This window comes from Desulfomicrobium macestii (assembly GCF_014873765.1).
Taxonomy (GTDB): Bacteria; Desulfobacterota; Desulfovibrionia; order Desulfovibrionales; family Desulfomicrobiaceae; genus Desulfomicrobium; species Desulfomicrobium macestii.
The window spans coordinates 136,167-148,450 of sequence record NZ_JADBGG010000001.1 but is presented as its reverse complement, the minus strand read 5'-3'; the positions used below and the strand labels follow the sequence as shown (position 1 = coordinate 148,450).

The window sequence follows — 12,284 nt, the reverse complement described above, 5'->3', positions numbered from 1 at the left end:
CCATGACCGGCCATCTTTCCCATCAATGCCCGCAATGCGGCGCGCCGGTGGCGCTTGAGGAAACGGACAGGATTTTTTCCTGTCCGTTTTGTCAGGTCCGCCTGTTCATCCACTCCAGTGGCCCCTTCGAATACCGCCTGAAGCCGCGCATCAGCCATCCTGGCACGCTCATTCATGTCCCGTACTGGCGGTTCAGGGGCAACGCCTTTGTGCTTGGGCCGCAAAACACGCAGCACAAGATTCTCGATTCGAATCTCCTGGCCGTGACCAACCCTGCCCTGCCGCCCTCTCTTGGGCTGCGCGCCCAGGCCATGGAGCTGTCCTTCGTGGAACCGGCTACGGAAGGCCTCTTCCTGCCCCCGACCATCCCAAGCGTTGATTTCAAGTCCCGGCTTCTGCGCGCCCTCCCCGGCCTGCCCGCCCAGCGGGGACCCAAACTCACGGCCTGCGTGGGCGACAATCTCTCGCTTGTCTACCAACCCGTCTTTCAAAGCCACGAGCTTGTGGACGCGATCACCGGCGAGCATCTGGGGCCAGCCTGTATCGACCCGGCCGAGGCGCAAAAGGCTCCCGGCAAGCTCAAATTCAGCTCGACCCTGTGCCCCAAATGCGGATGGGACCTGATCGGGGACCGCCAGAGCCTGGTGCAGACCTGCCCGCACTGCGACACGGCATGGGAGCCCGGCCCCGAGGGAGGCCAGCCCATCACCCCTCATTTTCTGCACACGCAGGAGAAACCGGACATCTACCTGCCCTTCTGGAATCTGAGCGTCCGGGCCAAGGGATTCAGGCTCCAGACCTGGGCCGACCTGATCCGTCTGACCAACCTGCCCCGCGCCCTTTTGCCCTGGATGGAATCGACGGCATTTTCCTTTCGAGTCCCGGCCTTCAAGATCAGGCCCGGACTTTTCCTGAACCTGAGCGCCCAGGTCAGCCTGTACCAGCCCGAGGCTCCGGCGCTTGAAGTCCTGCCCCGCACGCCCCTGCATCCCGTGACCCTGCCAAGGGAAGAGGCGTTCCAGGCCCTGCCCGTGGTTCTTGGTCGCCTGGCTCCGGCACGCAAGAACCTGTTTCCCAAAATCCAGGGCGGATCATTGCGCGCAGGCGAGGCAAGCATCGAATACCTGCCTTTTGTCGAAGGTCCCCGGGAATTCGTACAGCCCGAGATGAACATGGCGATCCAGAAAAACGCCCTCTTCTGGTCCACGACGCTCTGAAAAAAAGAGGCGAAATCCGCTGGCCCAGGGCCGGCTGATTTCGCCACAAGGTGAAAAAGGGAACGGGAGGGGATCAGTCCGGAAAAACGTCCCCTGCCGGTGACAGGCCCATGACCTTGGATGCCAGATGCAGCCGCACGCGCACTTCGTCGAGGTCATAGGGACGATAGACGTAATCGTCGGCTCCGGAAGAGATGCACTGGCGGATCGCCCCCACGGCCCCGCGCGGGATTCCGCCCAGCAGATACGCACCCTGCAAGGCCTGCTCGTTACGCACCCGCCAGAAAAACTCGTCACAGCCCATGAAGTCCGAATGCCAGTCCGCCAGAATCAGCACCGGAACAGTCGCGGCCAGGGCAGCTTTCCAGGCCCCGTCCTCGTCCTCGACAACCTCACACGAATAGCCCCAACTCCCGAGCGCCTTGACCAGAACATTGCGCGACAGACAGGGCTCCTCGACAATCACGATGTGCAGTGCATTTTCCACTCTTGGCTCCGTCGATATTTACCAGTCATGCGTCGTCCGCTGCATTTTTGCACAGGCTGTAGCGAACGCGCACGGCTGACCCGATTTCAATCCGGCATGTCTTCCCGGGCACACTCAAGGGGGGCTTGCGTCTCCTCTTCCTTGTGCTGGATGACATGTCCAAAAATATAGGTGCAGATGGGCACGCCCAGCACCAGGCCCCAGATCTGGAACAGCTTGGCCCCGATGGTCAGAATGACGAGCACGATGACGGGATTTATGCGCATGTAGGAGCCATAGATCCTGGGATTGAGCACGTATCCCTCAAGCAGGTGAATCACCGTGATCATGACGATGGCCAGCAGCATGGTGGTCAGCCCCGAACTCTGCAGGGCGATGAGGCAGATGGGCACCGAACTGATGAAAACGCCCAAGACCGGAATAAAGCTGCACAAAAAGACGATGACCGTCAAAAAGGCCATGGCCGACCCCAGACCCAGCAACGACACGCCTATGGCCGTGAGTACGGCGTTGACCAGGGCGATGAAGAACTGCGCCTCCAAGGCCTTGCCCAGGACCATGGCGAAATCCCGTATGCTGCCGGCCACCTCGCGATAAACGAAACCGAGCTTGGAATTCTCAAGAGAGCACACGCTGGCCGATAGCCGGGGCAGATCGAGAACTATGAGAAAAGAGAAGAGCAGGGCCAATAGAAAGGCCGAGGCGATGGCCGCGATCCGGCCACCCACGCCGCGCACCAGATCAAGCAGCTGATTGACCTTGCGCTGCCCTTCGGGATGGTCGATCATGCCGAAGATCTGCTGCAGCAGGGCCGCGACCCTCGAACTGCCGAGGCTCGGCGAGGAGTGATCGGCCAGGGCCCCAAGCTCCGGGATGGCATTGGCGATCATGGGGTAGCGTTCGCCCAGGACGCCCAGTTCCTGGTCCAGGCGCTCCACATATTGGGGAAGTTCGGTGACGAAAAGAACGGTCTGATCCTTGGCCCGGGGCACCAGGAACACTCCCACGGTAATGAGCACGCCCAGGAATATGCTCGCCACCAGCACGACCCGAAGCGACCGGTTCGGAATCAGTCCCTGCAGCCTGTTCACGCCGCGATTCTGGATATAACCGAACACAAAGGTCAAAAAGAGAAGCAAAAAGAAGGAACGCAGGATGAAAACGACTGCGAACACGCCGCCCCAGACCAGGATTCTGATCAGCGCGGGCATGAGCCGTTCGGCAAAATTGGCCGGTCCTTGGCCGCAATCAGGGGTCATGAGTATTCCTTAGGAAATGTTTGAGAGCTCATCTTGAGCAAAAAACGACCGGCCATGTCCGGTTCCGTCGATACCGAAAAAATGCGCCACCGAGGCCCCGATATCGCTCAGCGAGTCACGGACGCCCATGCATCCGGGGGCAATCCCCGGACCCACCGCCAGAACAGGCACCCGCTCCCGGGTATGGTCCGTGCCGGGCCAGGTCGGGTCGCAGCCGTGGTCGGCGGTCAGAATGCACAGGTCCCCCGGCATGAGTCGCGACAGGAGTTCGGGCAAGCGGGCATCCAGGGACTCGAGCGCGCGGGCATATCCGGCCACGTCCCGACGATGACCATGAACCGAATCAAAATCAACGAAATTCGTCATGACCAGGGTCCGGTCCCCGGCGCCATCCCAGGCGGCCAGGGTCGCGTCCATGAGGCGGTCGTGGCCATGGGCGCGGATGCTTCTGCCTACTCCCCGATGGGCGAAAATATCTCCGACCTTGCCAACACACAAGACCGTTCCTCCAGCCGCCGTCAGAAGATCAAGGATGGTGGGCGAGGGGGCGGGAATGGAATAATCGCGACGGTTGCCGGTCCGCACAAAGGAGCCGCGATCCCGCCCCATAAAGGGCCGGGCGATAACCCGGGCGATGCGATATTTGTCGGCCAGTTCCCGAGCGATGGCGCAGACCTCGTACAGACGTTCAAGACCAAAGGCCTCCTCATGGGCCGCGATCTGCAACACGGAGTCCACGGATGTGTAGACGATGGGCCGGCCGCTGCGCAGATGTTCCTCGCCGAGGCGGGTCAGGATCTCTATGCCCGACGCCTTGCAGTTGCCCAGCACTCCGGGCAGACCGGCGCGGGCCGACAGCTCGTCCAGCAGATCCTTCGGGATGGAGCTCGTGTCCGGCGTGAAGTACCCCCAATCAAGGAACACCGGAGCGCCGGTCATTTCAAAGTGACCGCTCGGAGTGTCCTTGCCCCGGCTGATTTCCGAGGCGCATCCATACCTGCCCAAAATACGTCCGGGCACCTCAAGGCCGGGAGGAAGCTCTCCCGTGGACAATTCGGCCGCCAGCCCCAGTCCCAGGTCAGAAAGCGTCGGGAGCCGAAGCGGCCCCTTGCGGCCGACGTCGGCCAATCCCTGGGCGCAGGCCGTGGCGATGTGCCCCAGCGTGTCCGCACCAAGGTCATTGAATTGTGCCGCGTCCAAGGCTCCGCCCACTCCCAGGGAATCAAGCACAAGCAGGCAGACCCGCCTCATGCACTCTCCGTCGAGTTTGTCCGGGCCAGGATATCATCCAGCAGGCTGCTGGCTCCGAAGCGAAAAGTATGTGGACCGATCCAGTCCTTGCCCATGATCTCCTCCGCCAAATCCAGATAGACCTGGGCATCGGCCATGGTGCGCAATCCGCCCGAAGCCTTGAAGCCTGTCGGAGTGCCCTTTTGGGCGATAACCTGGAGCATGACCCGGGCCGCCTCGGGCGTGGCGTGGACCGCGGCCTTGCCCGTGGAGGTCTTCAAAAAATCCGCGCCGTGATCCACGGCCAGACTGCAGGCCGCCTGGATCGCCTCCGGGCTCCCCAGCACTCCGGTCTCGAGAATGATCTTGAGCAGTACCGGACAGGCCCCGCGGCAGGCGTCGAGATATTTCGCCACCTCCTTTTCCCGGCCATCCAGAAACGCCCGGTAAGGAAAGACAAGATCCACTTCCGTGGCCCCAAGAACAAGGGCCTCTTCGATCTCGCGCACGCTCCCAGCGGGGTCGAGATCGCCTCCCGGAAAATTCACCACGGTGGCCAGCCCGACCCCTTCAAGAGATCTACGCTTGAGCCCGGCCTTCGCCCAGGGAAGATGACGGGGAAAAACGCAGATGGCGGCAACCTGGCCGCACGGTCCGGACGCCCGGGAACAAAGCGCCTCGATATCGGCCTCGGTTTCGACGCCGGTCAGGGAGGTCAGATCCAGAAGCGAAACCATTATCTGCCCGGATCGATTCAGAATATCCTGCATGCAAGCCTTCAACGGTTGAATGATGAAACAAGGGCGGCCTTGACCTTGGCGCAAAACAAATCAACGCCGACCGGGACCGATATGTCCCTTTTGGGGCGAGGCAAAACAAATCACGTCGGGAGCGCGGACGCAAGCCCGCAATGGCGACAATCCGCATAAAAGGACAGATTCTTCTTGTTCGCGAACGCATGGTGCGGTAGACGCACTGTTCATGATCATCCCCCGAAACCCGCACCTGCTCCTCCTTGCCATGCTCGTTTTCCTGGTGTTCCCTGCGTCCGTTCGCGCCGACCAGGTGCTCACCGGGTCCCCACTGTGGGATGGCTTCACCAGCGACGACGGCCAGGGACTATACCACGACCTGATGCGCGCCATCTACGGCCCCGGTGGAAATACGGTCCGTCACCTGGAGGTGCCGGCCAAGCGAGGGCTCATCATGGTCCGCGAAGGCACGATCGACATCTACACGTGCCTGCCGGACCCCGTGGACGGCCTGGAGCTGGCAAAAGAACCCATGTATGAAGGCGAGTTCCACGCCGTCTTCCGCAAGGCCGCCTGCCCCTTCTGGGATGGAGTGTCTTCCATGACGAACAAACGTTTGGTCTGGAGGCTCGGGTATTACAGCCCCAAGGATTTCCCGGTGCCTATCGAGTTCAGCGAAACCACCAGCGGAACCGAAGCCCTGGAGCGGGTCGTTCGCGGCGGGGCCGACTTCTACGTCGACGACCGCAACCTCATCACTGAATCCATGCGGGGTCTCAAAACGCCCCTCGATAAAAATGATTACCGCATCGAATCCGTGGGATTCCGCCAGTATTTCCCCGTCTTCTCCACATCCAAGCGCGGCCGGGAGCTGCGCCAGGTCTTTGAAGAGGGCATGCGCGGACTGGCCGATCAGGGCAAGCTGGCCCCGATCTACGAAAAATGGCGACTGCCCATGCCGAGGACATATCAAAAATAGTCCTGGACTTCACAGCAGAACGACATGCCCAAGACCCCGAAAAACACTCCCCTTCTCCCCAGGATCATCGTCTTTGTCGTGGGACTGCTCCTGACTCTTTACGGCGTGATAATTCCCCTGCTACCCGTGATCGGCGCCCGGGCGTCCGGCGAAATCACCGTCATCCGCCGCGAACTCGGCGACCGCCAAGCCCCCGTGGCCAACAGCTACAGCTACTCCGTGGGCTTTGAATTCACCCTCCCCGACGGACGGGTCATCCCCGGCAACACCAAGACCATCGGCACCGCCATGAGCGCAGGCATCTCCAAGGGCAGAAGCGCCGTTTTCTACCTGCCCGCCCTGCCCTACGTAAACGCCCTTGAAAAGGACGCCCGCTTTGACCTCGGCAAGGTCGCCATCCTGGCAGCGGGGCTGTTCCTGTGTTTCGCGGCCTTCAGACGCAAGATCAGATAAGAAAGACCAAAGCCATGGTCATCGCCCGGCGGACCCTGACCCGACGCTTACGCTCTCCCCAGACACCAATTCCTTGAGCCCCGAACCGAAACGGTCGACACGCAAAATCCGGAACAGCTCCGCATCGGTGGCCAGGGTGTCCCGGTAGCCGACGAAATAGATTCGCTTGCCGTCCATGGACCAGACCGGATCAAAGGCCGTGATCTCACGCGGCGTGATCTGCATGTTCTTGCCCACGCCGACCCAGCTGTCATGCAGGGACAGGGCGGAACTTGGCTCGTGCATGATGCTCTCGAAACGCGGGGTGCCGGAAACCGCGTGGCTGAAGACAAGCACCGTCGGGTCCGTCGGACAGACCGAAAAACTGTCCATGCTGGTGACGCCTTGCGCCCTTGAGCCCATGATCTTCGCCAGCGGAACGCTTTTGAGCACCCCGCCGGCAGGGTTCACCCAGTAGGCATTGGCCATGTCGTGCACCAGCAGGGAGTCCTGCGGAGTGACGGACAGCGCGCAGAGAAATCCCACGCCCTCGCCGTCCTCGCGCAAGGGAGTGGTCACTGCCGAACCGTCGGCGGACATGACCACAAGACTGGTGAGCGCGCGGGCGTCGCGGGCCAGGAAGGCAAGCCAGGCGCCCTTTACGGACCAGACCGGAGCGGAGGCGGCGAAAAGCGACGAAGCGATCCTCTTTTCCGTACCGCTCCGTGGAGCGATGATCCACAAGTCGGACATCTCTTCATGCCCGGCCTCGCTTGGCCGGAAAAAGGCGATCTGCCCTCCGTCCGGGCTGACACCAGGCCTTGCGCCCCGGGTCAGGCGCTTCTGCTTCCCGCCTTCGCCATCGCAGCTCCAGATCCAGCCCTGACGCTCATAGACCAGGATATCGTCCGCCGCCCCCGGAGCAGCATGCCCCCCCAGCGCAAAAAGACAGAAAACAAGAATCACCGCCATGCCGCTTGCAACAGACCACTTCATGAAACCTCCTCCGGGATTCACCCCCGCATGCCAGCACTTCCATCTTCGCTCGCCCCTTCGGCCCTGGAATTCTCGCTGAGCGCCTCGCAACGCAGCATCAAAAGAATGTCCGCGCTCCTTGGACCCAGGTCGCGATGTTTTTCCGGCAGACGAACGGACTTGATCACAGCCAGTTCACGCCGCGCCAGTTCCAGCTGCTCGCCGCCACGATCCGCCGCCACCAGCCGGAAAAAATTCTTCATGATCCCGGCCTTGTCGAGTTCCAGCAGCAGGCGCACCCGGGTTGACGGCTTGAGGTCAGCGTAGCGTCCGGCGGCCATGTGCCAGCGCGCTGCCAACCGTCCGGCCGCGCCGTGACGGTTCGGAAGGCGCAAGCGCAGGGCCAGGCTTTGCGCCATGTCCGGACCGACCGCCTCGTGCCCGTGGTGCCGGGGCAGAAGCTCGGCTGGCGTCACGGTCTTGCCCAGATCGTGGCACAGCGCCATCCAGACCCCAAGGCCGTCTCCGGCGCACCTGTCCATGACCCTGGCGGTATGTTCCAGCACGCTCGCATCGTGAAACTCCGGAGGACCGGCCGGTATGGAGTGCGCGTCCGTGAATTCGGCCAGCCACGGCGCAAGCCTGTCCCCGGCCTGCAGCACGCGCAGGAAATTTCCCGGCGCGGGTGCGGCGCAGGCTTTGAGAACCTCCTGTCCGACCCTTTCCGCCGCCACGCGGCCAAGCGCATCCGGGGCGACACCGCGCATGGCCTCCAGCAATCGCTCGTGCACCGTGAAATCGGGAAACGCAGCGGCAAAACGGGCCGCGCGAATGACCCGCAAGGGATCGGCCAGAAAATTGGCCGGGGCCACGGGGCGCAGAATCTTATCGCGCAGGTCTGCAAGCGCCAGGGGATGGGCCACAATCTGGCCGGAATCATCCCTGGCCAGGGCATTTATGGTCAGGTCGCGGGAACACAGGTCGTCCTCGATGCTCGAAAACTCCGAGATCGTGTACTGGCTGCTCCCACGCACGAAAACCGGGATGCCCTGCCCGACCCTGGTCAGGCCCGGCACCCGCCTGCGCAGTTCGCGTTCATCTCCGCCGATGGCCACGAAATCGAAATCCACGGGGCCCTGACCCCGCACCTGATCGCGCACCGCCCCGCCGACAAGATAGATTTTCATGCCTGCTCCGCTTGTTCCCTCAGCATCCCGGCCTGGACGCAACGCAGGATCTCGTAGCTGAATTCCCCATCGAGCGCATCGATCACCGCGCCAAGAGAGGCCACGCCGCGCGCCCGCATGGACCCAATCATGTCCTCTATGCGCGAGAGCTGCCCACGGGTCAGGCCCGTGACCTCCGCCGCCGAGACATGTCCCAGGGCGATGGCCTTGACCAGATGGCCATAGATCGTGGCGGGCTTCAGCCCCCTGGCTCCGGCCACCGCCTCGACGCCCCCCTCTTCCCGGAACAGATCCAAGCTGGTCTGTTCCGTGCCGGACAGCACCTGCGCTCCAGGTTTGGTCTTCTGGACGCGCGGCGCGGGAACGTCGGGCACGTCCTCGGGGCGGCCGTGTTCGGACTCGTGTTGTTGCAAGATCTCGACAAAGCGCTCCCCATAGGCCCCAAGCTTCATCCGCCCCACTCCACTGATGCCATGCAGGTCCGCAACAGCCCGCGGCCTGTAGCGAACCATCTCCAAAAGAGTCCGGTCCGAAAAAACCGCGTAGGGCGGCACGCCCTGTTCGCGGGAAATTTCCAGCCGCAACGCGCGCAGGCTTTCCCACAGTTCCCGGGCCTCGGGCGAGGACACCTCCGCCATCTTGGGCGCTAGGGGCTTTTGCGCTCCCCTGACCTGAACCGGATCGCGGCGCAGGGCCACGGTTCGTCCGCCCCTCATGACTTCCCAGCTGTGGGCATTGAGCTTCAGGGCCCCATACCCTTCCATGTCCACGTCGGCCAGCCCGGCCGCCACCAGTTGGCGGTAGACGCTGAGCCATTCCGGCCGGGACAGTTCCGTGCCGATGCCGAATGTCGAGACCGCCTCGTGACCCCAGCGTTCGACGGCCTTGGTCTGCTTGCCGACCAGCACGTCGGCCAGATGCCCCGCGCCAAAGCCTTCCTGGACCCGGAAGATGGTCGACAGGGCCTTCTGGGCCGCCACTGTTCCATCCCAGGACTCGACGGGGTCAAGGCAAATGTCGCAGTTTCCGCAAGGCTCGGGCAGCTCCTGGCCGAAATAGCGCAACAGCACCTGCCGCCGACAGTTGGTGGTCTCGCAGAATCCGAGCAGAGAGGTCAGCTTCTGCTGTTTGAGGCGTTCGTGCCGCACCCGGCTTTCCCCCCTTCCTTCCTGCGTGTCGGCGGGAAGGCGGGTCGATCCCGCGTCCATGGCCACCAGCCGGCGCAGCATGGCGATGTCGCCCAGGCCGTAGGTCATGAGGGCCACGGCAGGCAGGCCGTCCCGGCCCGCGCGGCCCGTTTCCTGATGATAGGCCTCAAGACTCGTGGGAGGATCGAGATGAACCACGAAACGCACGTTCGGCTTGTCCACGCCCATGCCGAAAGCGACGGTGGCGACCATGATCACCCCGTCCTCGCGCATGAAACGCTCCTGGTTGCGCTCACGCGTGGCCGGATCCAGCCCCGCGTGGTAAGGCAGGGCCGTAAACCCCTGTTTGCCAAGGCTCGCGGCCGTGGCCTCGACCTTCTTACGGGACATGCGGTAGACGATGCCCGCATCTCCGGCAGGCTGCGCGCGCAGAAAATCGGCAAGCTGCTGCTCGGGGTGGTCCTTGAGCGCGACAAGATAACGGATACCCGGCCGATCAAAACCCGAGGCAAAGACCCGCGCCGACTCCAGGCCAAGCTGGCGGATGATGTCCGCCCGGGTCAAGTCGTCGGCCGTGGCGGTCAGGGCCAGACGCGGGACCTCGGGGAAACGCTCGGCGATCATTCCGAGGCGGGTGTATTCGGGCCTGAAATCGTGGCCCCACTGGGACACGCAATGCGCTTCGTCGATGGCGAAGAGCGCCAGCGGGATACGCCCGAGCTGCTCCAGAAAACCGGCCAGGAACAGGCGTTCCGGGGCGACATAGATCAGATCCAGCCGCCCGGCCAGCAGCTCGGCCTCGACCCCCCGGGCCTCGGCCGCCGAAAGCGAGGAGTTCAGATAAGCCGCGCGCACGCCATTTTGAGTCAGACTCTGCACCTGATCGCGCATGAGCGCGATGAGCGGAGAGACGACAACGGCGGTGCCGGGCCGGATCAGGGCGGGAATCTGATAACACAGGGATTTTCCCCCGCCGGTGGGCATGAGCACGACGGCATCGCGCCCGGCCAACAGGGTTTCGATTATGGATTCCTGCGGTCCGACGAACCCGTCGTAACCGAAAACCGTACGCAGAACATCAATGGGCTTGGGCATGAAGACCTCGGTCAAATGTGATTTGGGCTCTGCCCTACTCAAAGCGTTGAGCTTCTGTCAAAGTACGCAGGTCAAAACGGCAGGACATCCGCGTTGACCCCGCTTTATGGTCGCCGCACCCCACCATATATGCCCACGCGCCCCTTCTGTGGACCCCAAGGAACAATCTTGCGGATGATCCTTGGGCAAGGCGCTGGATGATCAAGGCTTTTAGACCCGGCGAGGGATCATTGCAAGGAGTCCATCCCCTTGGCCTGGAATCCAAAAAATTCAACATTTCATGCCAATGATCAAAAATGAAACTATTGTCGGCAAATGAGTCATCGCGACCACGGTCCATCAGCGGTCTTCATCACAACCCAAAAAAACAGGGATACGCATGGTCTCGCACACATTACTTGAATAAAATCAAAGAGTGACGTATTGTGAAAAAATTATTGTCCAACCCAAGCCCTCGGAGAACTCCATGCATCTTTTCATGCTCCTCATCCTGAGCATTGTTGTGCACACAGGCACGGTTTACGCGGAACCTGGCGTGGCAGGCTTCATCAAGGCCGCCGAGGGAAGCGGACAAATTGTGCGGGCGGGCAATACCATCCCAGCAAGGACTGGAGACATTCTTTACGTAGAAGACATTGTCATTACCTCGGATCAAAGCACTCTCGGGATCATGCTTGAAGATGACACGATTCTTTCTCTGGGTCCAAACAGCCGTCTCGAACTGAGCGACTTCGCCTTTGCTCCCCAGGAAGAGAAATTGTCCATCGCCATACGTCTGCTCAAAGGATCCTTCGCCTACATGTCCGGAGTCATCGCTCGCCTTGCTCCCGAGAAAGTTCATATCGAAACGCCGGATGCGGTCATCGCCGTTCATGGCACACGTTTTCTGGTCAAGGTGGTGGAACAATGATCGCGCGGACTCTCCTGCTCATCCTTTGTCTGGCCTTTGCCGGTTGCGCAACCAAGGGCACGACCGTAGTCCTGCTCGAAGACCCGGACGGCTCGGTCGGACAGGTAACGGTCAGCACTCCGACCGGAACGCAACAGCTTTCCGCTGCCGGACACAGCACAAGAGTCAGCGACGCCTCGGCCTCACCTGGCGCACTGCAAACCCTCGACCAGAAAAAGATCGAGCAGGAGTACGGCCAGATTCTCCAGGCGATGCCCAATCCGCCTGAAGCCTTCCTGCTCTATTTTGAATACGGCAGAGCGGAACTGACCGCCGAATCGAAGCCCGTTCCATCCATGATCATTGAAGCCATCAACCGACGCAATTCCCGCGATGTGCGCATCAACGGCCACTCGGACACGGTCGGACAGCGTGAGGACAACGCCCGCCTGTCTCTGGAACGTGCTGAAAGTGCGCGAGGTATCCTGGCCGGGCAGGGAATCGATCCGTCCATCATGAAAGTGTTTTCCCACGGTGAGGGCAATCTCCTCATCCCCACCGCCGACGATACTCCCGAACCCAGGAACCGTCGCGTGGAGGTACTGGTACGCTGACCACCCGCACGTCCAGGCGT

Annotated in this window: 12 protein-coding genes; 5 read left to right on the top strand and 7 right to left on the bottom strand. The window is 62.0% G+C overall.

Annotated features, from left to right (window positions below):
* Positions 1-2 precede the first annotated feature (2 nt).
* Positions 3-1,217, top strand: a complete 1,215-nt coding sequence (locus tag H4684_RS00695) for a hypothetical protein (protein ID WP_143077804.1) — start codon at positions 3-5, stop codon at positions 1,215-1,217.
* A 73-nt stretch (positions 1,218-1,290) separates the two neighbouring features.
* Here the strand turns inward: H4684_RS00695 and H4684_RS00690 are convergent, their stop codons facing one another.
* From H4684_RS00690 to deoC, 4 genes are all read right to left on the bottom strand, one after another.
* Positions 1,291-1,704, bottom strand: coding sequence for a response regulator transcription factor (locus H4684_RS00690; RefSeq protein ID WP_092188226.1), 414 nt, complete (start codon positions 1,702-1,704; stop codon positions 1,291-1,293).
* An 86-nt stretch (positions 1,705-1,790) separates the two neighbouring features.
* A complete protein-coding gene (locus H4684_RS00685) occupies positions 1,791-2,963 on the bottom strand; it encodes an AI-2E family transporter (protein ID WP_192622509.1) in 1,173 nt (390 codons plus the stop codon).
* Positions 2,964-2,972: 9 nt separating this feature from the next.
* Complete coding sequence (locus H4684_RS00680; protein ID WP_092188229.1) at positions 2,973-4,214, bottom strand: phosphopentomutase; 1,242 nt, start codon at positions 4,212-4,214, stop codon at positions 2,973-2,975.
* Positions 4,211-4,963 (bottom strand): deoxyribose-phosphate aldolase, encoded by a 753-nt coding sequence (gene deoC, locus H4684_RS00675; RefSeq protein ID WP_192622508.1) that lies wholly within the window; start codon positions 4,961-4,963, stop codon positions 4,211-4,213. Before deoC ends, H4684_RS00680 begins: the two co-directional genes overlap by 4 nt.
* 211 nt (positions 4,964-5,174) lie before the next feature.
* On the opposite strand from deoC, the gene H4684_RS00670 reads away from it, so the two are divergent.
* Together H4684_RS00670 and H4684_RS00665 are read left to right on the top strand one after the other, a co-directional pair.
* Positions 5,175-5,924: a substrate-binding periplasmic protein gene (locus H4684_RS00670; protein ID WP_192622507.1), complete on the top strand. Its 750-nt coding sequence runs from the start codon at positions 5,175-5,177 to the stop codon at positions 5,922-5,924.
* A gap of 24 nt (positions 5,925-5,948) precedes the next feature.
* Positions 5,949-6,377, top strand: coding sequence for a hypothetical protein (locus H4684_RS00665; RefSeq protein ID WP_192622506.1), 429 nt, complete (start codon positions 5,949-5,951; stop codon positions 6,375-6,377).
* Between the two features lie 18 nt (positions 6,378-6,395).
* Here the strand turns inward: H4684_RS00665 and H4684_RS00660 are convergent, their stop codons facing one another.
* The 3 genes from H4684_RS00660 to recQ are packed head-to-tail and all read right to left on the bottom strand — an operon-like array spanning position 6,396 to position 10,761.
* Positions 6,396-7,352, bottom strand: a complete 957-nt coding sequence (locus H4684_RS00660; protein ID WP_192622505.1) for a TolB-like translocation protein — start codon at positions 7,350-7,352, stop codon at positions 6,396-6,398.
* Positions 7,353-7,369: 17 nt separating this feature from the next.
* A complete protein-coding gene (locus H4684_RS00655) occupies positions 7,370-8,518 on the bottom strand; it encodes a tRNA nucleotidyltransferase (RefSeq protein ID WP_192622504.1) in 1,149 nt (382 codons plus the stop codon).
* The gene (gene recQ / locus H4684_RS00650; RefSeq protein WP_192622503.1) at positions 8,515-10,761 is read right to left on the bottom strand and encodes a DNA helicase RecQ; all 2,247 of its coding nucleotides are present in this window, start codon (positions 10,759-10,761) and stop codon (positions 8,515-8,517) included. The genes H4684_RS00655 and recQ overlap by 4 nt, the downstream gene beginning before the upstream one ends.
* A 466-nt stretch (positions 10,762-11,227) precedes the next feature.
* On the opposite strand from recQ, the gene H4684_RS00645 reads away from it, so the two are divergent.
* Positions 11,228-11,671 carry a FecR family protein gene (locus tag H4684_RS00645; RefSeq protein WP_092188243.1) on the top strand — a complete coding sequence of 148 codons (444 nt, stop codon included), beginning with the start codon at positions 11,228-11,230 and terminating at the stop codon, positions 11,669-11,671.
* Positions 11,668-12,264 carry an OmpA family protein gene (locus H4684_RS00640; protein ID WP_092188245.1) on the top strand — a complete coding sequence of 199 codons (597 nt, stop codon included), beginning with the start codon at positions 11,668-11,670 and terminating at the stop codon, positions 12,262-12,264. Before H4684_RS00645 ends, H4684_RS00640 begins: the two co-directional genes overlap by 4 nt.
* Positions 12,265-12,284: the final 20 nt, after the last annotated feature.